The sequence below is a fragment of the Pseudomonas sp. NY15463 genome, assembly GCF_048068415.1.
Lineage (GTDB): Bacteria > Pseudomonadota > Gammaproteobacteria > Pseudomonadales > Pseudomonadaceae > Aquipseudomonas > Aquipseudomonas mosselii_C.
This window is the reverse complement of the sequence record NZ_JBLUQD010000005.1, coordinates 292,402-315,788: the sequence shown is the minus strand read 5'-3', so window position 1 is coordinate 315,788 and position 23,387 is coordinate 292,402. Positions and strand designations below refer to the sequence as shown.

19 protein-coding genes are annotated in these 23,387 nt (G+C 63.6%); 9 read left to right on the top strand and 10 right to left on the bottom strand.

Annotated elements, in window-relative coordinates; translation table 11 throughout:
- Positions 1–42: 42 nt before the first annotated feature.
- The 7 genes from sigX to ppsA all read right to left on the bottom strand — a co-directional run bounded on the left by sigX (position 43) and on the right by ppsA (position 7,104).
- Positions 43–609, bottom strand: a complete 567-nt coding sequence (sigX, locus tag ACNFIC_RS14735) for an RNA polymerase sigma factor SigX (RefSeq protein ID WP_138220984.1) — start codon at positions 607–609, stop codon at positions 43–45.
- 113 nt (positions 610–722) lie between these two features.
- Positions 723–1,547, bottom strand: a complete 825-nt coding sequence (locus ACNFIC_RS14730) for a mechanosensitive ion channel family protein (RefSeq protein ID WP_138220952.1) — start codon at positions 1,545–1,547, stop codon at positions 723–725.
- A 2-nt stretch (positions 1,548–1,549) separates the two neighbouring features.
- Complete coding sequence (locus ACNFIC_RS14725) at positions 1,550–1,798, bottom strand: CrfX protein (protein ID WP_138220953.1); 249 nt, start codon at positions 1,796–1,798, stop codon at positions 1,550–1,552.
- 105 nt (positions 1,799–1,903) lie between these two features.
- Positions 1,904–2,899, bottom strand: coding sequence for a CorA family divalent cation transporter (locus ACNFIC_RS14720; protein WP_138220954.1), 996 nt, complete (start codon positions 2,897–2,899; stop codon positions 1,904–1,906).
- A 27-nt stretch (positions 2,900–2,926) separates the two neighbouring features.
- On the bottom strand, positions 2,927–3,418 hold the full coding sequence (gene rraA, locus ACNFIC_RS14715; RefSeq protein ID WP_138220955.1) for a ribonuclease E activity regulator RraA: 492 nt from the start codon (positions 3,416–3,418) through the stop codon (positions 2,927–2,929).
- 132 nt (positions 3,419–3,550) lie between these two features.
- Positions 3,551–4,543, bottom strand: coding sequence for an alpha/beta fold hydrolase (locus tag ACNFIC_RS14710; protein ID WP_138220956.1), 993 nt, complete (start codon positions 4,541–4,543; stop codon positions 3,551–3,553).
- 185 nt (positions 4,544–4,728) lie between these two features.
- Positions 4,729–7,104 (bottom strand): phosphoenolpyruvate synthase, encoded by a 2,376-nt coding sequence (gene ppsA, locus ACNFIC_RS14705; protein ID WP_138220957.1) that lies wholly within the window; start codon positions 7,102–7,104, stop codon positions 4,729–4,731.
- A 180-nt stretch (positions 7,105–7,284) separates the two neighbouring features.
- On the opposite strand from ppsA, the gene ACNFIC_RS14700 reads away from it, so the two are divergent.
- Positions 7,285–8,103, top strand: a complete 819-nt coding sequence (locus tag ACNFIC_RS14700) for a pyruvate, water dikinase regulatory protein (protein WP_138220958.1) — start codon at positions 7,285–7,287, stop codon at positions 8,101–8,103.
- A gap of 167 nt (positions 8,104–8,270) precedes the next feature.
- On the top strand, positions 8,271–8,924 hold the full coding sequence (locus ACNFIC_RS14695) for a hypothetical protein (protein ID WP_416781286.1): 654 nt from the start codon (positions 8,271–8,273) through the stop codon (positions 8,922–8,924).
- A gap of 70 nt (positions 8,925–8,994) precedes the next feature.
- Here ACNFIC_RS14695 and ACNFIC_RS14690 read toward each other — a convergent pair whose 3' ends face one another.
- On the bottom strand, positions 8,995–13,857 hold the full coding sequence (locus tag ACNFIC_RS14690; RefSeq protein WP_138220960.1) for an NAD-glutamate dehydrogenase: 4,863 nt from the start codon (positions 13,855–13,857) through the stop codon (positions 8,995–8,997).
- 278 nt (positions 13,858–14,135) lie between these two features.
- Between ACNFIC_RS14690 and ACNFIC_RS14685 the strand changes: the two genes are divergently transcribed.
- Positions 14,136–14,489 (top strand): hypothetical protein, encoded by a 354-nt coding sequence (locus ACNFIC_RS14685; RefSeq protein WP_138220962.1) that lies wholly within the window; start codon positions 14,136–14,138, stop codon positions 14,487–14,489.
- A 20-nt stretch (positions 14,490–14,509) separates the two neighbouring features.
- Here ACNFIC_RS14685 and ACNFIC_RS14680 read toward each other — a convergent pair whose 3' ends face one another.
- A complete protein-coding gene (locus tag ACNFIC_RS14680) occupies positions 14,510–15,796 on the bottom strand; it encodes a T6SS phospholipase effector Tle1-like catalytic domain-containing protein (protein ID WP_416781285.1) in 1,287 nt (428 codons plus the stop codon).
- A gap of 206 nt (positions 15,797–16,002) precedes the next feature.
- Here ACNFIC_RS14680 and ACNFIC_RS14675 point away from each other — a divergent pair, with 206 nt between their 5' ends.
- The 6 genes from ACNFIC_RS14675 to ACNFIC_RS14650 are packed head-to-tail and all read left to right on the top strand — an operon-like array spanning position 16,003 to position 22,828.
- Positions 16,003–16,962 (top strand): AAA family ATPase, encoded by a 960-nt coding sequence (locus ACNFIC_RS14675; RefSeq protein WP_134693940.1) that lies wholly within the window; start codon positions 16,003–16,005, stop codon positions 16,960–16,962.
- Positions 16,963–16,966: 4 nt separating this feature from the next.
- Positions 16,967–17,911 carry a DUF58 domain-containing protein gene (locus tag ACNFIC_RS14670; protein ID WP_138220964.1) on the top strand — a complete coding sequence of 315 codons (945 nt, stop codon included), beginning with the start codon at positions 16,967–16,969 and terminating at the stop codon, positions 17,909–17,911.
- A 13-nt stretch (positions 17,912–17,924) separates the two neighbouring features.
- Positions 17,925–18,419: a DUF4381 domain-containing protein gene (locus ACNFIC_RS14665; protein WP_138220966.1), complete on the top strand. Its 495-nt coding sequence runs from the start codon at positions 17,925–17,927 to the stop codon at positions 18,417–18,419.
- Entirely contained in the window at positions 18,412–19,488 is a 1,077-nt protein-coding gene (locus ACNFIC_RS14660) for a vWA domain-containing protein (RefSeq protein WP_138220967.1), read from the top strand. Before ACNFIC_RS14665 ends, ACNFIC_RS14660 begins: the two co-directional genes overlap by 8 nt.
- Positions 19,485–21,206, top strand: a complete 1,722-nt coding sequence (locus ACNFIC_RS14655; RefSeq protein ID WP_416781284.1) for a VWA domain-containing protein — start codon at positions 19,485–19,487, stop codon at positions 21,204–21,206. Before ACNFIC_RS14660 ends, ACNFIC_RS14655 begins: the two co-directional genes overlap by 4 nt.
- Positions 21,203–22,828 carry a BatD family protein gene (locus ACNFIC_RS14650; protein ID WP_138220969.1) on the top strand — a complete coding sequence of 542 codons (1,626 nt, stop codon included), beginning with the start codon at positions 21,203–21,205 and terminating at the stop codon, positions 22,826–22,828. The genes ACNFIC_RS14655 and ACNFIC_RS14650 overlap by 4 nt, the downstream gene beginning before the upstream one ends.
- 37 nt (positions 22,829–22,865) lie before the next feature.
- On the opposite strand, the gene ACNFIC_RS14645 is transcribed toward ACNFIC_RS14650, so the two are convergent.
- The gene (locus tag ACNFIC_RS14645) at positions 22,866–23,285 is read right to left on the bottom strand and encodes a DUF2628 domain-containing protein (RefSeq protein ID WP_416781283.1); all 420 of its coding nucleotides are present in this window, start codon (positions 23,283–23,285) and stop codon (positions 22,866–22,868) included.
- Positions 23,286–23,387: the final 102 nt, after the last annotated feature.

Here is a 23,387-nt window from a genome sequence, read left to right as displayed (position 1 = left end):
TCTAGCAGACCCAGCCGAATCGTTAGAGATATTTGCTGGCGACTAAGTTTCAGTCAAACCTGCAAATTTCTCCCGAAGCTTGTCGAGCGCACGTTTGTATCGCATTTTCGTGGCGCTCAGGCCCATGTGCATGATGTCGGCGATCTCCTGGAACTCCAGCTCTGCGACAAATCGCAGCACCAGGATCTCGCGGTCGATCGGGTTGACGTGCACAAGCCATTTATCCAGCCCGCCTTTTTCTTCGACTTTCGGTGCCTTCTCCTCGGACGCCTCTTCTACAGGGTCCAGGCTCAAGGCATCCATCAGCCGACGTTTACGACGCTCCTTGCGGTACTGGGTGATGCATTCGTTGTAGGTGATGCTGTAGAGCCAGGTCTTGAACTTGGATTTGCCCTCGAAGTTCTTCAACCCGTACAGCACCTTGAGCATCACTTCCTGACAGACATCGTCGGCATCGCGATCGTTCCCCAGATAACGCGCGCACACATTGAACAGCGTGCGCTGGTAACGGCGCATCAGCTCTTCGTAGGCGCGCGTCACATGGAACAGCTCCTCATGCGAACGCGCCACCAGCTCCTCGTCGGTGAGTTCACGTGGGTCGTAGCGCATGGGCGGCGTGTGGACTTTATTCAAAACGGATCGGGCCGACAGTCAGGTCAGTGTCGCCGCTCAGCCCCAGGGGCCGATTTTTGCGGCGGCATACATTAACAGCTTTTGGGCGATTAGCGGCTTTTCACACGCTGCTCGAGCAGGACACGATTAGACAGCGAGACCAGTTCGCCCTCATCGGTCAGCAGGGTCGTCTTGACCGTGCCGATCTCTTCGATATGGCCTTCTACCTCGCCAATCTGCACGTGTTGGCCGACCTGGAACAGTTCGCGCACGTAGATACCGGCCAGGATTTGCCCGGCAATTTCGCGGCTACCCAGGCCCATGGCCAGCGCAACGGCCAGACCAACGGTAATCAAACCGATCACGATCACGTGGTTGAGCAGGTCGGTCTTGACCTCAAGCTGACTGATCGCCACCGAAATACTGATGATGATCACCAGGCCCTGGACGATACGCCCAAGCCCTGCGGAATACTCAAGACCGATCCCCTCGGCCGCGCCGCGCACCAAGCCGTTGGCCACTTGCGCCAGCAACACGCCAGCCAGCAGCACGAGGGCTGCGCCAAACACCTTGGGCAGGTACAGGGCGAGCATGTCGAGGGTCGCCGACACGCGCTCAAGGCCCAGGGATTCGGCCGCCGAGACCAGGAAGATCAACAGCACGAACCAGTACACGATCTTGCCGATCAGGGTGGAAATCGGGACCTGGATGCCCACCCGGGCGAGCATCTTGGTCAAGCCGGTGCCGCTCATCAGGCGGTCCAGGCCGAACTTGGCGAGCAGCTTGGACAGCAAGGTGTCCAGCAGCTTGGCAACGACGAAGCCCAACAGCACCACGACCAGCGCGCCGAACAGGTTGGGGATGAAGTTCGCCACCTTGGTCCAAAGGGCAGTCATGGCAGTGACCAGACTCTGGGTCCAGAGATCGAGTTCCATATTCAATCGGCCTTATCTACAGTTTTGCGGGTAGCGGTGCGACGCACCGGCGCGACATGCGCCGAGCCATTATTGACAGCGATCAGCAGCGCCTGGCTCCAACGGCCCAGCAGACTGAACAGATCACCCGCACCAACCTGACGGTTGGCGGTCTTGAGCACGCGACCCAGGCATGCGGCATCGTCACGGTCCTCACCGGACGGTGACGCCTTGAGCAGGTCGCGCAGGGATTCTTCAAACGGATCGTGCATAGGCACCTCGCGCAATGTGAGTCAGAGACGAGATCGCCGCGCAATCGGTCACACATTGCCCTGCGGCATCTGTGCCAAGCGCGCACCTACCTGCACGCACGCTCTTTATACCCACTTCAATGTACGCAGCAGCCACCACTGCCCCAACGCCAATCCCAGCACGATCAGGCTGGCGACCAAAAACCCATAGGGACTGCTGGCGCCAGGGATGCCGCCAACGTTGATACCCAGCAACCCGGTAACGAAGCTCATGGGCAGGAAGATGCAGGTGATGATGCCGAAACGGTACATGGTGCGGTTCATCCGCTCGCTGCGCCGCCGGTCTTCGCTCTCCAGCACCAATGCTGCGCGCTCACGTGCCAGCTCGAGTTCTTCGAGGTAGCGGATCAGGCTGTTGTTCAGCTCGTTCCAATAATCGGCAGCAGGGTCGGCGAACCAGCTGCACTTGTTGCGCGACAGCTGCGCGTAGATGTCCCGCTGCGGGGCGAGAAAGCGGCGTAGGCCTGCGGCCCGGCGACGGATCTGTTGCAGGCTACCGTGCTCAGGGGAATACCGTTCGTCGGTTTCCACCTTCTCTTCTTCCTCATCGACCGCCTCGGACAATTCGCTGACCAGCGCTTGGACCTTCTCGGTCAACAGCTCGCCCATCAGCAGTAACAACTCGGACGACGACTTGGGCCCGCGCCCTTCATCCAGTTGCTGGAGCACCTCGTCACTGGCGCGCAACGGCCGCAGGCGCAGCGAGATAACCCGCTGCGCCTCGGCGAAAATACGCACCGAGACCATGTCTTCAGGCTCGGCGCCAGGGTTGAGGTTGACCCCACGCAGAAACAGCAGCATTTGCTCGTTGGCCATCTGCAGCAGCCGCGGGCGGGTATTTTCCTCCAGCAGCAAGTCGCAGGCGAACGCGCTCAGGCCGCTGTCTTGCAGCAGCCAGGTACGGGTCTGGGGATGACTGCGGTCCCAGTGCAACCAGAGGCTTTCCTGCGTCTGCAATTGCAGGCTGTCCAATTCGGTACGGGCGATCGCACGTGCGCCCCCCTTACCATCGAGCACCAAGGCATGCACCAGCCCCCACTGCGCGTTGTCTTCCTCGAACATCAAAGCTCCATCAGCGCACCTGGCGCATCACTCCGGCATTTTCAGCGGGCTTGGCGAGACGATCACGCCATTGTTGTCGGCATACACGTACTCCCCCGGACGGAACGTCACCCCGGCGAAGGTCACGGCGACGTTCAGATCGCCAACGCCGCGCTTGTCGGTCTTCATCGGATGGCTGGCCAGGGCCTGCACGCCCACATTGGTCTGGATCAGCACATCCACGTCGCGCACACAGCCATAGATCAGCAAACCTTCCCAGCCATTCTTGGCCGCTTTCTCGGCAAGCATGTCACCCAGCAGCGCGCGGCGCAGCGAACCGCCACCGTCGACCACCAACACCTTACCGGTGCCGTCGAGTTCGACCTGCTCCTTGACCCGCGAGTTGTCCTCGAAGCACTTGATCGTGACGATCTGGCCACCGAACGAATCGCGGCCACCGAAGTTGCTGAACATCGGGTCGAGCACCTGAACCAGGTCCGGGTAGGCGTCGCACAGGTCGGGCGTTACGTAATGCTGCATGGCAAGCTCCTGTCAGTCATAACGAAAGCGGGTGTGAAGCCAAGGCTACACCGCCCGCCCCCGCCAGTCATCCAAGACCCAGCAGTCAGCTCGCTGTTCGCCCGTATCGGTCCTTCGCGCAGGCGGCCTGCGTCAGGCCGCTGCCACCGGCTCAGCCGCCACGGTCGAGGGATGCACGGCCAGCAGTGGATCGTGCAACCAGCGCTCAACCAATGGCCACACCTGGGCCTGCGCGGCCTTGCTGACCAGCATGTCGACATGCCCGAATGCCTCGAAGCCTTCCTCGCGCCCCAGGCGCAGGAACTGCTTGGCATCGCCGCCGAACTGCTCGAACAGCTTGCGACACGCCCACACCGGGTCCTGGAAGTCCCCCGCACCGGCCACCGCCAGCAACGGCACTTCGACCTCGGCAAGACCCGCCCACCAATCGTGGTCCTTGTCGCCAAAGCGGCCGAACAGGCTGTTCCAACGCAGGCTCTCCAGGGCCAGGCCGATTGGCTCGTCCTCCGGGCCCCGTTTGAGGCGCGAGCCGGAAATCTGCGCGAAGCGCTTGAGCAGCAGCTTCGCGCCCCACGCCACCGGCGGCACCTTGAGCGGCCAATAGACGCGGCTGACCTGGCTGCCGAACAGCGCCACACTGGCCACGCGCTCACGGCCCAGGTAACCGCCACCCAGCGCCGCCGCCAGGGTCGTGCCGCCCAGGGAATGGCCCAACCAGTGCGGCACCTGCCGGGTCTGTTCATGGACGAAGGCGCCAATCACCGGCAGGTCGTAGCGCGCGTAGTCAGCCACGCGGTTGTGCCGCCAGTCGCGATTGCGCGGCGACAAGCCATGGCCACGCATCTCCGGGATCCATACATCGAACCCGGCGCGGGCCAGGGCCGCCCCCAGGCCGATACCCTTGGGCGAGAACCAGAAGCGGCGATTGGAAAAGCTGCCGTGCAAAAGAATGACCGGCACGCCCTGAGCACGCTGCTGGTCGGCAAGGCCCAGACGGGTGACGGCGATTTCGACGCTCGCATCGGGGCTGTTGCCGGCCTTGATCCGGTAGACGTCTTCACTGAGGTCGCCACGGCGCTCGGCACTGAGCAACGCGACGGGAAATTGGGTACTGCTGCTTTGCATGAATTCACGAACTTGTAGGGGATGAAAACGTGGGAGCGGCGGTTCGGCGCCCCGACATGCCGGGCGATAGCATCAGGCCAGCGCCCTAGTGTCTGCGCTGACGCCATCGCAAAGCAAGTCGCAGCGTCGAACCGCCGCTCCCACGAATCGCTGCACGGGCGCCAACGGCACCCGTGATCAGTCCATCAGGCCGCGCCTTGGCCCTCGGCCAGGAAGAACCACGTCTCAAGTACCGAGTCCGGGTTCAGCGAGACGCTCTCGATGCCTTGTTCCATCAGCCATTTGGCCAGGTCCGGGTGGTCCGAGGGGCCTTGGCCGCAGATGCCGATGTACTTGCCAGCCTTGTTGCACGCGGCGATGGCGTTGGCCAGCAGCTTCTTGACCGCAGGATTTCGCTCATCGAACAAGTGGGCGATGATCCCCGAATCGCGGTCCAGGCCCAGGGTCAGCTGGGTCAGGTCGTTGGAGCCAATCGAGAAGCCATCGAAGTATTCCAGGAACTCTTCGGCCAGGATCGCGTTGGACGGCAGCTCGCACATCATGATCACACGCAGGCCGTTGTCGCCACGGGCCAGGCCGTTCTCGGCCAGCAGGTCGACAACCTGGCTCGCCTCGCCCAAGGTGCGCACGAACGGCACCATGATCTCGACGTTGGTCAGGCCCATTTCGTTGCGCACACGCTTGAGCGCGCGGCATTCGAGTTCGAAGCAGTCACGGAACGACTCGCTGATGTAACGCGAAGCGCCCCGGAAGCCCAGCATCGGGTTCTCTTCTTCGGGCTCGTACAGCTTGCCGCCGATCAGGTTGGCGTATTCGTTGGACTTGAAGTCCGACAGGCGCACGATGACCTTTTTCGGGTAGAACGCCGCCGCCAGGGTACTGATGCCCTCGACCAGTTTCTCGACGTAGAACCCGACCGGATCGTTGTAGCCGGCGATGCGCTTGTCGACACTGTCCTTGAGTTCCGGCGGCAGTCCGGCGTAGTTGAGCAGCGCCTTGGGGTGCACGCCGATCATGCGATTGATGATGAACTCAAGACGCGCCAGGCCCACACCTTCGTTGGGCAACTGGGCGAAGTCGAAGGCGCGGTCCGGGTTGCCGACGTTCATCATGATCTTGAACGGCAGCTCCGGCATGGCATCCACCGAGTTCTGCTTGACGTCGAAGCCCAGCTCGCCTTCGAAGATGAAGCCAGTGTCGCCCTCGGCGCAGGACACGGTCACGCCCTGGCCGTCCTTGAGCACCTGGGTCGCGTTGCCGCAGCCCACGACCGCCGGAATGCCCAGCTCACGGGCGATGATGGCGGCGTGGCAGGTACGCCCGCCACGGTTGGTGACGATGGCGCTGGCACGCTTCATCACAGGTTCCCAGTCCGGGTCGGTCATGTCGGAAACCAGTACGTCGCCGGGCTGGACCTTGTCCATTTCCGACACGTCGTTGATCACGCGGACCTTGCCGGCGCCGATGCGCTGGCCAATGGCACGGCCTTCGACCAGCACGGTGCCCTTCTCTTTGAGCAGGTAGCGTTCCATGACATTGGCGCTGGCGCGGCTCTTCACGGTCTCGGGACGCGCCTGAACGATGTACAGCTTGCCGTCGTCACCGTCCTTGGCCCACTCGATGTCCATCGGGCGCTGGTAGTGCTGCTCGATGATCATGGCCTGCTTGGCCAGCTCGACGACTTCGGCGTCGGTCAGGCAGAAGCGCGCACGCTCGGCACGGTCGACTTCGACGGTCTTGACCGAACGACCGGCCTTGGCTTCTTCGCCATAGACCATCTTGATCGCCTTGCTGCCCAGGTTGCGGCGCAGGATCGCTGGGCGACCGGCCTGCAGGGTCTGTTTGTGCACGTAGAATTCGTCGGGGTTGACTGCCCCTTGCACCACGGTTTCACCCAGGCCGTAGGCGCCGGTGATGAACACCACGTCGCGGAAGCCCGACTCGGTGTCGAGGGTGAACATCACACCGGCAGTGCCGGTTTCCGAACGCACCATGCGCTGCACACCTGCGGACAGTGCCACCAGCTTGTGGTCGAAGCCCTGGTGCACGCGGTAGGAGATGGCGCGGTCGTTGAACAGCGAGGCGAACACTTCCTTGGCCGCGCGGATCACGTTGTCGACGCCACGGATGTTGAGGAAGGTTTCCTGCTGCCCGGCGAACGAGGCGTCCGGCAAGTCTTCGGCGGTGGCCGAGGAACGCACGGCCACGGCCATGTTGTCGTTGCCACCGGCCATTTCGGCGAAGGCTGCACGGATTTCAGCGTCCAGGCGGGCCGGGAAGTCCGCCTCCATGACCCACTGGCGGATCTGCGCGCCGGTCTTGGCCAGGGCGTTGACATCGTCCACGTCCAGCGCGTCGAGAGCTGCGTGGATCTTGTCGTTCAGGCCACTTTGTTCGAGAAAATCACGGTACGCCTGAGCCGTAGTGGCAAAGCCACCCGGCACCGAAACGCCGGCACCGGCAAGGTTACTGATCATCTCGCCCAGGGATGCGTTCTTGCCCCCCACATGCTCCACATCATGGACGCCGAGCTTATCGAGGGAAACTACGTACTCTACCAAGGTGATCTCTCCACTAACTGTGTTGGAAAAGCTCAAGGGCGTGCGCCTGTCGGTTCTGCGACTGGGCCGCACGCAGGTGGCCTGGACCTGGAAAATAAGTGAGAATGCCGAGCAACCGCGTTCGGCAAACCGAACCTATCATATCCAGAAACATTCAGCAGCTTAAGGCCCCTGGCGCAAATGAAACGAACCGCGTTCTTCATCTCCGACGGCACCGGTATCACTGCAGAAACCCTGGGGCAAAGTCTGCTCGCGCAATTCGAGAGCATTCCGTTCAATAAATTCACACGCCCCTATATCGATTCGCTGGACAAGGCCCGCGCCATGGTCCAACAGATCAACGCCGCAGCCGAGCGCGACGGGGTGCGTCCGATCATCTTCGACACCATCGTCAACCAGGACATCCGCGAAGTCCTGGCCACCTCCAATGGCTTCATGATCGACATCTTCTCGACGTTTTTATCCCCGCTCGAGCAGGAATTGACCGCCCATTCATCGTATTCCGTGGGCAAGTCCCACTCCATTGGCGGCAACTCCAACTACATGGAGCGCATCGAGGCCGTCAATTTCGCCCTGGACAACGACGATGGCGCGCGTACGCACTATTACGACAAGGCCGACCTGATTCTCGTAGGCGTGTCGCGCTGCGGCAAGACCCCGACCTGCCTGTACATGGCCATGCAGTTTGGCATTCGCGCCGCCAACTACCCGCTGACCGAAGACGACATGGAGCGCTTGCAACTGCCGGCAGTGCTGAAGAAGTACCAGCACAAGCTGTTCGGCCTGACCATCGACCCCGACCGCCTGACCGCCATCCGCCACGAGCGCAAGCCCAACAGCCGCTATTCGAGCTTCGCCCAGTGCGAGTTCGAGGTGCGCGAGGTGGAAAACCTGTTCCGCCGCGAGAACATTCCCAACATCAACTCCACGCATTTCTCGGTGGAAGAGATTTCCGCGAAGATCCTCGTGGAAAAAGGCGTGGAGCGGCGTTTCAAGTAAGCGCTGCGCCAACCGGCGCACATCCGCTGCAAAAACTGTTAACGACCTCAGCCAAAGCCGGGAACCCCCGGGCTTGAGCGCTGTCCCACTGTTCCCCATCAGCGCGGCTATAACGCCTGGACGAAAGCCATGGATTGGCCCGCGAAGTTTTCATAAGGAGGTGTTGTGTGTCGAGTGTAATGAAAGGTGCCGCCGTGGGTGCACTGGCAGGCCTGGCCATTCCGGTGGCTGGAATTTCCGGCCTGGCAACCGCAGGGCTTGGTCTGTCGATGCTGCTGGCGCTGTTCGATGTCGGGCCTGCGAAAATGCCGTACGCCTCGCTCTGGCAGCTGCTGACCAGCGGGACCATGCTGGCGCTGGTGATTGCCGGGGCGATCTTTGCGGTTTCCTTCAGGTTCCTTGCTAAGTTGCAGCTCAAGAGTAAGGCGCTGGTGGCCAAGATCAACGCCAGCGAAGGGCTCGCGCTCGATGCCGGGCACCTGCTGGGCTATCCATCCCCGGGTTTCCTGGTGTTCGACCCACAAAACCGCAAAGTGGCGGTGTGCTCGCTGATCGACGACAGTTATCGCATCCATGACTACGCCTGGGTCATCAGCTGGCAGGTGACTTGGCGCGAATCGCAAAGCATGGAAATGGGCGGTGGCACCCGCAAGGTCAATGCCACCGGCATGAGCGTGCCGACTTTCGAGCGTACCGTGCAGCTCAAGGATTTCGCCATCGAGTTGACCGTGGCCGACCCCAACCAGCCGCTGCTCAAGTTCCCGATGAGCCGCAAGGCCACCCACGTATGGACGGCGCGCCTGGCAGCGTTCTTCAACTGACGTCCTAGTACCAGTTCCCGCCAAAAACAAGCCCCGGCATCGGCCGGGGCTTGTTCGTTTCAGCTCACGCTCAAGCAGGTACCGCCGCTTGCCCGCTCATCGCCAGGTCGACCAGCTCGCGGTTGGCCACCGCGTACATCGCATAGTCAGTCCCGGTAGCGTTGCGCAGGTCGTCGAGCATGGCACGCCAGCGCTCCACCATCACCCGATGCTGCTCGCACCACAGCGCGACGCGGGCATCCATGTCATCGGGCGCCTCGGCCATCTGCAACACCGAGATGGTGATCGCCCGCTGCTGCAGATCGATGTCGTCGCGGAAGGCTTCGCGGGCCAGGGCCTGCCAGTTGTTCTCCACCGGCAGGTTGCCGATTTCCTGCAAGTACCAGGTCAGGTCCAGCGAGCTGCCCACAGCGAAGAACGCCTTGGCCACCTGGGCCGGGTCATGACCGGTCACGTCCGCCGCCTCGATGATCGGCAACAGGGTGTACAGATGACTGGTCCCCGCCACCATGCGCGCCAGCAACTCCGGCACACCGGCATCGACGAAGCCCTGGTAGCGCTGCGTCCAGCGCTCACGGGTCGGCCCCTCCAGCAACTCGTCGAGCTTGAGCCCCAACTGGGCGATTTTCGGTCCGAAGTGCGCCACGTCACGCCCGGCGTCCTGCTCGTTGCGTCGGCTACGCAGGAACCAGCGAGTCGCACGGCGGCCCAGGCGCATCAGTTCATCCATCAGCGTCAGCTGGATCTCGGCAGGCACCTGGTAGTCCAGTGCCTCGATCTGACGGAACCAGTGTGGCAGGTGGAAGATGTCGCGCACGATCACATACGCACCCGCCACGTTGGCCGGGCTCATCCCGGTGGACTCCTTCAGGCGCTGCACGAAGGTGATGCCCATGTTGTTGACCAGGTCGTTGGCGATCTGGGTACTGACGATCTCGCGTTTCAGGCGATGACGGCGCATGGATTCGGCGAACTTGCTCACCAGCGACGGCGGGAAGGCCGTCTCCATGTCACGGGTCAGGTAATCGTCGTCCGGCACCTGCGACTTGAGCAACTGCTCCTTCAGGTCGATCTTGCTGTAGGAGATCAGCACCGACAGCTCGGCGCGGGTCAACCCATGACCTGCGGCCAGGCGCTCGGCCAGTTGTTCTTCGGTGGGCAGGAACTCGATGGCGCGATCCAGCTTGCCACGGCCTTCAAGGTCGGCCATCAGCCGCTTGTACTCGGCAATCCGCTCGCGGGCACGGCGGGCGGCCAGCGACAGCGCCTGGGTCTGCTTGTAGTTGTTGCCCAGCACCAAGCTCGCGACCTCATCGGTCATGCTGCCCAGCAACTGGTTGCGCTGCTTCTCGGTCATGTCGCCACCCTGCACCACTTCGTTGAGCAGGATCTTGATATTGACCTCGTGGTCCGAGCAGTCCACGCCGCCAGCGTTGTCGATGAAGTCGGTGTTGGTGGCGCCGCCGTTTAGGCCGAACTCCACCCGACCGAGCTGGGTCATGCCCAGGTTGCCGCCCTCGCCCACCACCTTGCAGCGCAGCTCGTTACCATTGACGCGCAGCGCATCGTTGGCCTTGTCGCCGACATCGGCATGGCTCTCGCTGCTGGCCTTCACGTAGGTGCCGATGCCGCCGTTCCACAGCAAGTCGACCGGTGCCTGCAACAATGCGTGCAGCAGCTCCGTCGGGGTCAGGCGATCGGCCTCGATGGCGAAGCGCTCTTTCATCTGCGCACTGATCGCAATGCTCTTGGCGCTGCGCGGGAAGATGCCGCCACCTTCGGACATCAGGCTGACGTCGTAGTCGCTCCAGGCCGAGCGTGGCAGGTCGAACAGGCGCTGGCGCTCGGCGAAGCTCACCGCAGGGTCCGGGTTCGGGTCGATGAAGATGTGCAGGTGGTTGAACGCGGCCACCAGCTTGAGCTTGTCGGACATCAGCAAGCCGTTGCCGAACACGTCGCCGGCCATGTCACCGATACCGATCACCGTGATCGGGTCCTGCTGCACGTTGATACCGCGCTCACGGAAGTGACGCTGCACCCCGACCCAGGCGCCACGCGCGGTAATGCCCATCTTCTTGTGGTCATAGCCGGCCGAGCCACCGGAGGCGAAGGCATCGCCGAGCCAGAAGCCGTAGTCGATGGCGATACCGTTGGCAATGTCGGAGAACGTCGCGGTGCCTTTGTCGGCGGCCACCACCAGGTACGGATCGTCGTCATCGTGGCGCACCACGTTGGCAGGTGGCACCACACCGCCATCCTTGAGGTTGTCGGTGATGTCCAGCAGGCCAGAGATGAAAATGCGGTAGCACGCCACGCCTTCGGCAGCGATCTCGTCGCGGCTGCCGCCCAGCGGCAGGCGGCGCGGCAGGAAGCCGCCCTTGGCGCCCACCGGCACGATGACCGAGTTCTTCACCTGCTGCGCCTTGACCAGGCCGAGCACCTCGGTGCGGAAGTCCTCTTCACGGTCCGACCAGCGCAGCCCGCCGCGGGCGACGTTGCCAAAGCGCAGGTGCACGCCCTCGACCCGTGGCGAATAGACGAAGATCTCGAACTTCGGCACCGGCTTGGGCAGTTCGGGGATCAACTTGGGGTTGAACTTGAAGCTGAAGTAGGACTTGTTCTGGCCGTTGGCATCGGGCTGGTAGAAGTTGGTGCGCAGCGTGGCCTTGATCAAGTCCAGGTAGCGACGCAGGATGCGGTCCTCGTTGAGCACCTGGACATCGTCCAAGGCGCTGAGGATAGCCTGTTCCAGGCGCAGTTGCTTGTCGTCCAGGTCTTCCTGGGTGAGCTTGCGCGCCAGGTAGAAGCGGGTCTTGAACAGCCGGGTCAACTCGCGGGCGATGTCGGTGTGGTTGTTCAGGGTGCTGGCAATGTAGCCCAGGTCGAAGCCCAGGCGGATCTGCTTGAGGTAGCGAGCATAGGCGCGCAGAAGCGCCACGTCGCGCCACGGCAAGCCGGCGGTCAACACCAGGCGGTTGAAGGCATCGTTTTCGGCATCGCCGTTGACGATATGCACGAACGCATCCTGGAAGGTGTCGTTGAGCTGCTGGATATCCAGGTTCAAGCCTTCGCTGTAGGTAAAGGCGAAGTCGTGAATCCAGAACTCGCGGCCATTGGCGTGGCGCAACCGGTAGGGGAACTCACCGAGTACACGCAAGCCGAGGTTTTCCAGAATCGGCAGCACATCCGACAGCGCCAACGGCGTGTCGGCGTGATACAGCTTACAGTGCAACTGACGCTCGCCCAGTTGCGTCAACGGCTGGTAGAAGCTCATCGCCAGCGGCTTGGCTTCGGACAGCCCGAGCACATGCTGCATGTCGACAACCGCCGAATGCGCGGCAAACCGTTCGCGGTAACCGGCCGGGAAGCCTTTGGGGAAGTCGTCGAGAATGCTGGTGCCCTGGGCCTCGCCGAAGTTTTCCACCACCAGCGTGGAGAAGTCGTCCTGCCACGAACGGCAGGCCTGCACCACCTCTTTTTCCAGCTGCTGCGGGTCGATGTCGATGCGGTTTTTCGGGTCGACCCGCAGAATCAGTTGTACGCGAGCCAGCACCGACTCGGAGAAGAACGTCCAGAACTCGCAATCGGTGGCCTTCAGACGCTCCATCAACACTTGCTGGATCTTCTGCCGCACCTCGGTGGAGTAGATCTCCCGCGGCACATACGCCAGGCAATAGCAGAAGCGCCCATACGGGTCCTTGCGCAGGAACACGCGGATCTTGTTGCGTTCCTGGATCTGCACGATCGACATAGCGGTGCTGAACAGCTCATCGATCGGGGTCTGGAACAGATCGTCGCGCGGCAACACCTCAAGCACCTGGGCCAGTTCTTTGCCCAGGTGCGCCTTGGCGTCGAACTGCGAACGACGCTCCACTTCGGCCACTTTGCCGCGAATGTAGGGGATGGTATGCACGCTCTCGCCGTACACCGACGAGGTGTACAGGCCCATGAAACGGCACTCCTTGAGCACGACGCCGTTTTCGTCGATCTGGCGGATCGACACATAGTCGGGATAGGCCGGGCGGTGCACGCGACTCGGCTGCGAGGCCTTGGCGAACGACAGCAGACGCGGCTCGCGCAGGTAGGCCACGGCGTAGCCCTCGATGCGCAGATCATCGGCGGTCAGACCCGTGCGCAACAGTCGAGTCAGGCCGAGGAACGAACCTTCGTCGTAGACCAGGTGGCCGCCGTCTGCGTCGGACTGTACGGTGAACTCTTCGTAGCCGAGGAAGGTGAAGTGGTTATCCAGTAGCCAGGCCAGGAAGCTCTTGACCTCGGCCTTGTCGTTTTGCGCCGGGCCAAAGGCGTTGTGCTCCACCAGTTCGAGCAGTTCGTGGAGCTTGGCTTTCATCGGCTCGAAGTCGGCGACCACCCCGCGTACCTCGGCCAGCACCTGCTCCAGCTCCTTGGCCAGCGTGATCAGTTCGGTCGGGTTGGAGCAGCGGTCGATTTCCAGGTACATCAGCGACTCATGGCTGACACCTTCGCCCTGGGTGCCCTTGGGCAGCAGCTCAAGCAGTTCGCCCTTGGCGCCACGCCGCGTGCTGAGCACGGTGGTCTGGAGCGTATGGATGCTGTAGCCACAGCGATTGAGTTCGGTACGCACCGAGTCGACCAGGAACGGCAAGTCATGGTGCAGCACCTCGACCACGGTATGGGTCGACTGCCAGCCGTGACGTTCGTAATCGGGGTTGTAGACCCGCACTTGCGGGTTCTGCGGGTCGAAGCGCTCGATGATGCGCCAGGCGGAGAGCGTGCAGCCGGCGAGGTCCGACAGCCTGCGCTGGGTGAGTTCGTCCAGAGAGATGATGCCGAAGAACTGTTCGGCGAACAGCGCCACTTGTGGCAGGGACTGTTCGCTGATGTGCTGCGCCAGGGCTGCTTGCAGTTGGTGCTGGAAGTCAGCTTTGCTGGCTGCGGTGAAAAACGCCATCTGTGGTACTCCGCTTAGGCTTTGTCGTAGTTGGAGCGTCGCGTAGGTCCGCCTTGTACGGATCAACGATAGCCAACCCGTAGCAAGCCGGACGGTAAACCAGGCGTTGAATGTGACTGGGCACATTCATCGATTGGGCAGCTTAACGACTCAGCGGTCACCACGGCTTGCAGCGCTGCGACATATTCGTTCAAGACCGCAACGCTACAGGGTGATCGCACCCTGTAGCGGCGATGCGGTAGCATGCGTGCTCTTTCCCCGGACACTGGTCAATCGTCATGCAGCTGAAAACCGCCCTGCTCTTCGCTACCCCTTGCGATGATGAGGAAGACAACATGGCGACCTTGTGCTGCCATAGCGACAAGGGCCAGATGTTCCTGCTCACCCGTTACCCGGACGAGGACACCGTCGACCTGACCCTGGACGACGAACCGTCCACCCTGGACGGCCTGAAAGTGACCCTGAGCGCGCAACGCCTGCTGATCGAGGTAGCCGCTGGCGACCGCGACGCGCTCAAGGGCGATGCCAGCCTGGAAATCCTGCTGACCTCCACGGGCACCGACCTTGAAGAGGTCGCCTTGACCTTGCGTAATATCCTCGACGGCACCGGGACCTTCGTCAGCGAGCTGTGAAATCCCACCGGCACCGTGGTTCACCCGACAGGATTGTCATGAACGATCCGCCCCGCCTCGCCGGGTCGATCGATGTACAAAGCCTCCAGTGCGCTGTCGCGCATGCCCAGCGGGGTATTCCAGTGCGCTGAGGTGTGCAGGTAGCGCCTGCGAAGCAGGGCGTGTTCGGCCTCAGTCAAGGGCACCGCCGAGTGCTCGCCCAGCGCCTGCGCATGCAGTTTGCGGCTGATCGGCAGCAGTTCCTGAGGCAACCGATGCGCAGGGTCCTGCCCAAGTGCCGCGAACGGCACCCCGACGCGCACCGCCAGCTCACGCATGATGCTCAGGTACACCCGCGACAGGTGCCCGCTCACCTCGCGCTCACGGTAGACCGCAGCGAAGACCTCCTTCTGCGCCACCTCCCAGCGCTCGGGACTAGGCGCCAGGGGCCTCTCCCAGGTCAGCACCGCAGGCCTGGGATGCTCCAGCTGGGCGAAGTTCGATTCCAGCAAGGCCAAGGCCTCACGGTAGACCGCCGTACGCTCGGCCGGGGTCGCCTGCGCGACGCGGTTGGCACGCGGCTTGGTCAATAGCACCTGCTCGCGCATCGATTCCAGGTAACCGCCGCCGATGTCCGAATGCACCCCTGGCATGACGATGTCGTTGCCACTGCGCAGCAACGGGAAGTTGCGTCGCCGCTCATTCGCGGCCACCAGTTGCACCTGATGCCTGGCCAAGCCATCGCGCAGTCCAAGGCGCAGGCCTGCGTAGCGTGTGTTGGCCGGGTCGAAGTTCGCGCTTAGCGGCGCGACGATAGCCGCCACCGTGTCGAACAGGCCAATGAAATGGATGATCCGTTCCCCTTCCAGCTCCATCGGCAAGCGAGCAGCGCTCTGCGTCAGCAGGTTGGCCAGGTGCCGAGCCGCCGCCGCACCGCGACTGAAGCCAAACAGGTCGAACACCAGCGTAGCGTCTTCGCTCTGCGCTTGTCCGGCGCGGTACTCGCGCAACACCCCCGCGATGTGCTGCAACGCCTCGGACACGCGCGCCATGACGCCGTGCGGACCTCGGCCAGTGGCCTGACTGAACCACGAGTCGGCCTCGCCCTCAACGGTGCCGACGCCTTGCACGTAACACTTGAAATAGACACATCCCTGCACAAGCCCGCTTGGGTACAGCGCATGCAGGAGCGCGACGTTGCTGCGCGCATTGGCATAACTGCCCAGCGCAGGCCTGTCGGACTGGTCAGGCCGAGTAGCGGCATTGCCTTGATTGTTACCGGTGCCATCGAAGAAGACGCCCACCCGCAGTGTGTTGGTGTACTCCATTGCCCTGCCCCTCGTGGATTCGAAGGTATGCAGCAAGCAACGAAAGGCGCTGTCGATGAATCAGCAAACCCGCAAGGTAAGCGCGGACTTTTCGCGTTTTTTACCCAACGCCATTGGTCGGCGCCCCCCCGGATGCATTAAAGTATCACCCCTCTGCCCGGCGACCGCCCCTGCGCGCCCAGGCCCATCTCCAGGAACCGTCTACGATGGAACACCGTGAAGCGCTGATTGCGCTGCGCACCTTTCTTTCTTCCCAGATTCTCGGCCAGGAAAAACTGGTCGAGCGACTGCTGATCGTGCTCCTGGCCGACGGCCATATGCTGGTGGAGGGCGCGCCGGGCCTGGCCAAGACCAAGGCCATCAAGGAGCTGGCAGAGGGCATCGAGGCGCAGTTCCACCGTATCCAATTCACCCCTGACCTGCTTCCGGCGGACATCACCGGCACCGAAATCTACCGCCCTGAAACCGGCAGTTTCGTGTTCCAGCAGGGGCCGATCTTCCACAACCTGGTGCTGGCCGACGAAATCAACCGCGCACCGGCCAAGGTGCAATCGGCACTGCTCGAAGCCATGGCCGAGCGCCAGGTCAGCGTGGGGCGCAGCACCTATGAGCTGTCGCCGCTGTTCCTGGTCATGGCCACCCAGAACCCAATCGAGCAGGAAGGCACCTACCCGCTGCCCGAGGCCCAGCTCGACCGTTTCCTGATGCACGTGAAGATCGGCTTCCCCGACGCTGCGGTAGAGCGACGCATCCTCCTGCAGGCGCGCGGCGAGGCCCTGGGGGGTGAGGTCAAGCCCGAACGCCGGGTCAGCCAGCAGGCGATTTTCGCCGCACGCAAGGAAATCCTCGGTCTTTACATGGCCGATGCGGTGGAGGAATACCTGGTGCAACTGGTCATGGCCACACGCACCCCGGCCAAGTTCGACAGCGAACTGGCCGACTGGATCGCCTACGGCGCCAGCCCGCGTGGATCGATTGCCCTGGACCGCTGCGCACGTGCACACGCCTGGCTGGCCGGACGCGACTTCGTCAGCCCCGAAGATATCCAGGCGGTACTGTTCGATGTGCTGCGCCACCGGGTCATCCTGTCGTTCGAAGCCGAGGCCGCCGGGGTCGACCAAGACCGAGTGGTGCAACGCATCCTCGACGTGGTCGCCGTGGCCTGACGCCATGCCCACCACCCACCTGGCCGAACCCGGCATCCGCATCGGCCTGTCCGAGCTGATCGACATGCGCCACCGCGTGCGCGAGATCCAGCTGTTTTCCAGGCCCGGCCAGCGCAGCCCGCTGGTGGGCCTACACCACTCCAAGCTGCGTGGGCGCGGCGTGGACTTCGACCAGGTGCGGGTGTATCAAGCCGGCGATGATGTGCGCAACATCGACTGGCGCGTCACCGCGCGTACCCAGGAGCCCCACACCAAGCTGTTCCACGAAGAGCGCGAACGGCCGATATTCATCATGGTCGAGCAAAGCCAGCGGCTGTTCTTCGGTTCGGGCCTGATGTTCAAGTCGGTGCTTGCAGCTCAGGCCGCCGCGCTGTTCGGTTGGGCCGCGCTGGGCCACAACGACCGTATCGGCGGACTGGTGTTCGGCGACAACGAAAACCACGAGATCAAGCCACGGCGCAGCAAGCAGAGCCTGCTGCAGTTACTCAACCGCCTGGCGCGGATCAACCAGGCCCTGCACACCGAAGCTGCGCCCCAACCCGACAGCCTGGGCCTGGCGCTGCGCCGGGCGCGCGAGGTGCTACGCCCAGGCAGCCTGGCCATTGTCATCTGCGACGAACGCGCCTTGAGCGCCAACGTCGAGCAACACCTGGCCATGCTTTCGCGCCATTGCGACGTGTTGCTGCTGCCGGTCAGCGATCCCCTCGACCATGCCCTGCCCGCCGCTGGCCTGCTGCGTTTCGCCCAGCGCGGTGCCCTGCTCGAACTCGACACCCTCGACCCCAACCTGCGCCAGGCCTACCGCGAACAGGCCGAAGCACGCATCGAGCGCTGGGAACTGCTGGCGCAGAAGCTTCGGGTGGTGCTGATGCCACTGAGCACGCAAAGCGAGATGATCGAGCAATTGCGCGAGTACCTGAATGCCCAACGCCCGCGGAGCGCATCATGATGAGCCGCAGAAGATGAACCCGTTGGATCAGTTGCAACCGCTGATCAGCCCACCGGCAATCGGCCTGTGGCCACCGGCGCCTGGATGGTGGCTGCTGCTCGCGCTGCTGCCGTTGCTGGGGTGGGGCCTGTGGCGGGTGCGTCACTGGCGGCCGGGCAAGCGTAAAGTGGTACGTGCCGAACAACCCCTGGACCCGGTGCGCCTGGAAGCCCTGGCCGAGTTGGCCCGCCTGCCACGCCCCTACGACGGTGCACCAGCCGGCGCCTGGCTGCAGCAGATCAACGCCCTGCTCAAACGCCTGTGCCGCAACCACTACCCAGGGGCCAACAGTCATACCCTCAATGGCCGACAATGGCTGGCATTTCTCGATAACCGCTGCCCCGCCGCCGGACTGACGCGCTGGATGGTATTGGTCGAAGGCGCCTACAAACCTGAGTGCAAGCTCGACGACAAAGCCATTGCCGGGCTCGCCCAGGCGGTGGAAACCTGGATCCGCAAGCATGTTTGAACTGGCCTGGCCCTGGCTTTTCGTGCTGTTACCCCTGCCGTGGCTGGCACGCCTGGTGCTGCCTGCTGCCGACAGCGGGGAGCCGGTGCTGAAGGTGGGCTTTCTCGATGAACTCGAAGGCCTGGCCGGGCGTCGCGCCCGGCTGAACCTGCCGACCTGGCGGCAGCAGGCGCCGTTCATCCTGATCTGGCTGCTGCTGTTGCTCGCCGCCGCCCGCCCGCAATGGCTCGGTGAGCCGGTTCCCGTGTCGGCCAGCGGACGCGACCTGCTGGTGGCGGTGGATGTGTCCGGCTCCATGGACTTCCCCGACATGCAGTGGCAAGGCGACGAAATCAGCCGCCTGGACCTGGTCAAGGCGTTGATGGGCGACTTTCTCCAGGACCGCCAGGGCGATCGAGTGGGCCTGATCCTGTTCGGCAGCCAAGCCTACCTGCAAGCTCCGCTGACCTTCGACCGACGCACCGTGCGCACCTTCCTCGACGAAGCGCAGATCGGCATTGCCGGCAAGAACACCGCCGTGGGCGATGCCATTGGCCTGGCGGTCAAGCGTCTGCGCCAGCGCCCGGCACAAAGCCGCGTGCTGATCCTGATCACCGACGGTGCCAACAACGGCGGGCAGATCCACCCACTGACCGCCGCCCGCCTGGCCGCGCAGGAAGGCGTAAGGGTCTACACCATTGGCATCGGCGCCAACCCCGAAGCCAGTGGTACCCCAGGCCTACTGGGGCTGAACCCGAGCCTGGACTTGGACGAGGCGTCACTCAAGGAAATCGCCGACATCACCCACGGCGCCTACTTCCGTGCCCACGATGGCGCCGAACTCGACGCCATCGGCGACACCCTCGACCAACTGGAGCCGGTGGCCCAGCAGCCCACCCAGGCACGCACCGCCAAGGAACTGTACGCCTGGCCACTGGCCTTGGCCCTGCTGTTGAGCCTGTTGCTGGTGATTGCCGTGCAATGGCCCGACAACCGGTTGCAGCGCCTGCTACGCAAGCCGCGCTTCCTGCAACCTCACCCGGAATGGCGCCAGCGCCTCAAGCGCCTGCGCCTGAGGAGGCGGCGATGATCGACCTTTGGCCGCAATGGCTACGCCCACTCTGGCTGCTGGTTGTTCCGCTGCTCGGCTGGCTGCTGTTCAAGCTCTGGCACCGGCGCAAGCGCGCCGGGCGCTGGCAACTGATCCTGCCACAGGCCTTTCACGCGGTGCTGCTCGGTGGCGGCAACGGCAATACCAGCAAGTTGCCGTGGATCGCCCTGGGCCTGGCCTGGCTGCTGGTCGTCCTGGCCCTGCTGGGCCCCAGCTGGCAACGCCTGGAAGATACCCGGCAGCGCCCGGCCGATCCATTGGTGATCCTGCTCGAACTCACCCCGCAGATGCTGGCCGAAGACAGCCCCCCCAGTCGCCTGGAGCAGGCCCGGCGCAAGATCCTCGACCTGCTCGAACACCGCAGCGACAGCCAGACCGCGCTGATCGTCTATGCAGGCTCGGCCCACACCTTGGTGCCGCTGTCGGACGATCTGGGCACTACCCGCAACCTGCTCGAAGCCATCGATCCATCGATCATGCCGCAGCCCGGCCAACGCGCCGACCTGGCCGTGCAGAAAGGCCTGGCACTGCTGGCCCAGAGCGGCCTCGGCCAAGGCCGATTGTTGTTGATCGGCTCCTCGCTGAGCAACGCCGAGCGCGACGGCATCGTCAAGGCTCTTGGGCGCCAGGGCCCGAGCCTGCTGATGCTGGGCATCGGCAGCGCCGAGGGTGCGCCGGTGCGCCAAGCCAATGGTGAATACCTCAAGGACGAGCATGGCGGCATCCTGCTGCCACGCCTGGACAGCGCTTCGCTCAAGGCCTTCGTCAGTGGCACCGGCGGGCGCTACCGCCACGCCCGCATCGACGACCTCGACCTGCGCGGCCTAGGCCTGTTCGACAACCCGCGACTGCTGCGCGATGACGGCCAGACCGTGCAGTTGGACAGCTGGGCCGACCAGGGCTACTGGCTGCTACTGCCCCTGCTGCTGCTCGCCGCCTGCGCCGGCAGACGCGGCTGGCTGTTCTGCCTGCCGTTGTTGCTGGCCCTGCCACAACCGAGCCAGGCCTTCGAGTTCAACGACCTATGGCTACGCCCCGACCAGCAGGGCCAACGTCTGCTCGAACACCAGCAGCCACTCGCTGCGGCGCGCCACTTCGAGAACCCGCAGTGGCGCGGCATGGCCCTGTACCAAGCGGGTGACTTCGAAGGCGCCGCTGCGGCATTCGCCCAGGGCAACAACGCCGCCGCCCACTACAATCGAGGCAACGCACTGGCCCGCGCCGGTGAGTTGGAAGCGGCTCTGGACGCCTATGAACAGGCCCTGGAGCGCCAGCCCGAACTCAAGGCCGCGCTGGACAACCAGGCCCTGGTGCAACAACTGCTGCAACAGCGTCAGGCCAAGGCCGAGGCGCAGCAACACAACGACGCTGACGCCCAAGGCAGCCCCGGCAAGCAGACCGAGGGCAACAGCAGCTCGTCCAGCGGCCAAGCCGAAGGCTCACCGGGCAACGACGAGCAGGCCCAGGCGCAAGGTTCGAACAACAGCACCAGCACGACCCAGGCGCCACCGGGTAACGCCGATGGCAATGACGACAGCGTCACCCAGCCGCCTCAACGGCCGGCCTCCACCAGCCTCGACGCCGAACAGCGCCAGGCTCTGGAACAATGGTTGCGGGAAATCCCCGACAACCCGGCCGAGCTGCTACGGCGCAAATTCTGGTATGAACAGCAATTGCATCAGGAAACCCCACGATGAGTCGCCTCGGCGCCTTACTGCTCGGTCTGCTGTGGAGCCTCGCGGCCTTGGCCGACCCCACCCTGCAGGCCAGTGTCGACCGCACGCGCCTGGAGGCCGGTGAAACCCTGGAACTCACCCTCGAGAGCCAGGACGTCACCCAATTCGGCAAGCCCGACCTGCGCGCCCTGGACAGCGACTTCGAGGTGCGCGGCACGCGCCAGCTCAACAGCCTGCACAGCCTCGATGGCGAAACCCGCGCCAGCACACGCTGGATCATCACCTTGCTGCCACGGCGTAGCGGCAGCCTGCGTATCCCCGAACTGCAACTGGGCCAGGCACGCAGCCAGGCGATCGAGCTGCAAGTGCAGCAAGCCGACAGCCAGCGCCCGGACATCGCCTCGCAGGTGTTCATCGAAACTACCCTGGACAGCACCGAGGTCTACGTCCAGGCCCAGGCCGTACTGACCGTGCGCATCTACCATTCGGTGGCGCTGTACGACGACAGCAGCCTCACCCCGCTACAGTTGGACAATGCCAAGGTCGACCCACTGGGCGAGTCGCGCACTTACGAAAAAGACATCAACGGTGTGCGCCACGGCGTCATTGAAACGCGCTACGCGATCTACCCGCAGCAAAGCGGCGCGCTGGAAATCCCGCCACTGACCTTTACCGCCACCGCCGCCGACAACGGCGAGCAACCTGCAGGTACACCACGGGTCGGGCGCCAGGTGCAGGTCAGCTCGCAGCCCCTGCAATTGACCGTCAAGCCGATTCCAGCCAGCTATCCAAAGAATCGCCCGTGGTTGCCGGCGCGCAGCCTGACCCTCGAAGAGCGCTGGAACCCGGACCCAGCCAGCCAGCCCACGCAGATCGGCGATTCGCTGACACGCAACGTGACGCTGCGCGCCGAAGGGCTGTCCAGTACCCAACTGCCGCCGCTGCCAGCCACCGAGGCAGTAGGCCTGCGCCGTTACCCCGACCAACCCCTGCTGCGCAACGAGATCAGTGAACGCGGCATGCTCGGCAACCGCGAGGAACGCGAGGCTCTGGTGCCGACCCACAGCGGCGAACTGAGCCTGCCTGCGCTGGAGGTCAGTTGGTGGAATACCCTCGAAGACCACCTCGAACAGAGCAGCCTGCCAGCGCGCACCCTGAACGTGCAGGATAACCCCGCGCTAAGTGCCGACACGCCGGTCAGCGACGGCAGTACGCGCCAGCACCCGTTGTGGCCTTGGCAACTGGCCACGCTGCTGTTCGCACTGACCAGCGTGCTCGGCTTCGCCCTGTGGTGGCGCGCCCGCTCGCAGCCGGCGGTGCTGCGCGCCGCACAAAGCGGCCCGAGCCCGCGCACCCTGCTGGACGATCTCAAACGTGCCTGCCAGGCCAACGACCCGCAGGCGACCCGTCAGGCCCTGGATGCGTGGGCCCGGCAGCAGCCGGAAACCCTGGCCGAGATGGCGGCGCGCTTCGTGCCGCTGTCCGATGCGCTGGATGGGCTGAACGGGGCGTTGTACAGCGAGACGGGCCAATACTGGCAGGGCGATGAGCTATGGCGGGCGATTGGCGCCATTCCGCCTGCCGAGCAGGTGAAGGCGCCGAGCGGCGAGTCGGGCAACCTGCCCCCGCTATATCCGAAGTGACAGCGCGGCGGCAAGTACGCTCAAGGCTTGGACATGGTTACTTTTCGAACGGGTTCCAGCCCTGCCGGCCCTTCACCTCTTTGAGGTAATAGGCATAGTTGGTCACACTGGCCCACATCATCGCAAAGGCAATGTTCAGACCGGTGTCCAGGGCACGCGGCAATTCGGTCTCGGTAAAGACTTCGTACATGCCGAGCCCCACGCCCACCACCATGGTGATGCCCAGCAGCGCTAGATTCTTCTTCCACAGGCCCAGCACGAACAAGTAGATCGGGCCAAAGAAGAGTGCGATGAAGTTCAGGTTGAGCAACAACCGCTTGCCGGCAGGCAGTGCCTTGAATGCCTCATTGTAAGCCTGGCTGCCAGGGTAGCCATGCGCCTCGAAGAACGCGAAACGCTCCTGCCATTTGGGCTTGTAGCGGTTCAAGTCGAGCTGAGGTTGCGGAATACTTTCCATTTTCTTTCCTTTCAAACACTGTTCAGTGGAAATCGACGGCCGCCAGATCCGTGGTGCCGAGCATTGCGTTTGCCCCCTTGGTTGCTTCACCCACGACAACAT

What these genes read in the sequence shown, in the direction of transcription:
- sigX (WP_138220984.1), bottom strand. Translation starts at nt 609, where the DNA reads ATGCGCTACGACCCACGTGAACTCACCGACGAGGAGCTGGTGGCGCGT.
- ACNFIC_RS14730 (WP_138220952.1), bottom strand. Translation starts at nt 1,547, where the DNA reads ATGGAACTCGATCTCTGGACCCAGAGTCTGGTCACTGCCATGACTGCC.
- ACNFIC_RS14725 (WP_138220953.1), bottom strand. Translation starts at nt 1,798, where the DNA reads ATGCACGATCCGTTTGAAGAATCCCTGCGCGACCTGCTCAAGGCGTCA.
- ACNFIC_RS14720 (WP_138220954.1), bottom strand. Translation starts at nt 2,899, where the DNA reads ATGTTCGAGGAAGACAACGCGCAGTGGGGGCTGGTGCATGCCTTGGTG.
- rraA (WP_138220955.1), bottom strand. Translation starts at nt 3,418, where the DNA reads ATGCAGCATTACGTAACGCCCGACCTGTGCGACGCCTACCCGGACCTG.
- ACNFIC_RS14710 (WP_138220956.1), bottom strand. Translation starts at nt 4,543, where the DNA reads ATGCAAAGCAGCAGTACCCAATTTCCCGTCGCGTTGCTCAGTGCCGAG.
- ACNFIC_RS14700 (WP_138220958.1), top strand. Translation starts at nt 7,285, where the DNA reads ATGAAACGAACCGCGTTCTTCATCTCCGACGGCACCGGTATCACTGCA.
- ACNFIC_RS14690 (WP_138220960.1), bottom strand. Translation starts at nt 13,857, where the DNA reads ATGGCGTTTTTCACCGCAGCCAGCAAAGCTGACTTCCAGCACCAACTG.
- ACNFIC_RS14685 (WP_138220962.1), top strand. Translation starts at nt 14,136, where the DNA reads ATGCAGCTGAAAACCGCCCTGCTCTTCGCTACCCCTTGCGATGATGAG.
- ACNFIC_RS14680 (WP_416781285.1), bottom strand. Translation starts at nt 15,796, where the DNA reads ATGGAGTACACCAACACACTGCGGGTGGGCGTCTTCTTCGATGGCACC.
- ACNFIC_RS14675 (WP_134693940.1), top strand. Translation starts at nt 16,003, where the DNA reads ATGGAACACCGTGAAGCGCTGATTGCGCTGCGCACCTTTCTTTCTTCC.
- ACNFIC_RS14670 (WP_138220964.1), top strand. Translation starts at nt 16,967, where the DNA reads ATGCCCACCACCCACCTGGCCGAACCCGGCATCCGCATCGGCCTGTCC.
- ACNFIC_RS14665 (WP_138220966.1), top strand. Translation starts at nt 17,925, where the DNA reads ATGAACCCGTTGGATCAGTTGCAACCGCTGATCAGCCCACCGGCAATC.
- ACNFIC_RS14660 (WP_138220967.1), top strand. Translation starts at nt 18,412, where the DNA reads ATGTTTGAACTGGCCTGGCCCTGGCTTTTCGTGCTGTTACCCCTGCCG.
- ACNFIC_RS14655 (WP_416781284.1), top strand. Translation starts at nt 19,485, where the DNA reads ATGATCGACCTTTGGCCGCAATGGCTACGCCCACTCTGGCTGCTGGTT.
- ACNFIC_RS14650 (WP_138220969.1), top strand. Translation starts at nt 21,203, where the DNA reads ATGAGTCGCCTCGGCGCCTTACTGCTCGGTCTGCTGTGGAGCCTCGCG.
- ACNFIC_RS14645 (WP_416781283.1), bottom strand. Translation starts at nt 23,285, where the DNA reads ATGGAAAGTATTCCGCAACCTCAGCTCGACTTGAACCGCTACAAGCCC.